This is a genomic window from Falsiroseomonas sp. RANM36 (assembly GCF_056682175.1).
In genome coordinates this window covers 1,250,042-1,250,334 of sequence record NZ_JBWXTD010000003.1, presented here as the reverse complement: position 1 = coordinate 1,250,334, position 293 = coordinate 1,250,042, and the positions used below count along the sequence as shown (strand labels likewise).

The window sequence follows — 293 nt, the reverse complement described above, 5'->3', positions numbered from 1 at the left end:
GCCGGCCGGCGGGCCGCGGCGGGGCGCGCCGGGCGGCAAGACGCCGCGGGGCGCGCCTCCGGGCGGGCGCCGCGCGTCCGCGCGCCGCGGCGAGGGCGTCGCGCGCGCCGGTGACGGCCGCCGCCACCTCGTCCAGCAGCGCGCGGCCGCCGGCGGCGCACCAGTCGGCCAAGGGACGGCAGGCGCCGGGGGGCGCCACGACCATCTCCCAGGGGGCGGGCGTGGACCAGCGCAGGCGCTTGTCCGGCGTCGCGCCCTCCACCGGGCGGACGAAGCTGGCGGCGTAGGCGGGG

1 protein-coding gene is annotated in these 293 nt (G+C 85.3%); it reads right to left on the bottom strand.

Going from position 1 to position 293, the window contains the following annotated elements:
• The coding region (locus tag AC1MIR_RS10890) for a hypothetical protein (RefSeq protein WP_480028179.1) at nt 1-293 on the bottom strand (293 nt) is incomplete at both ends.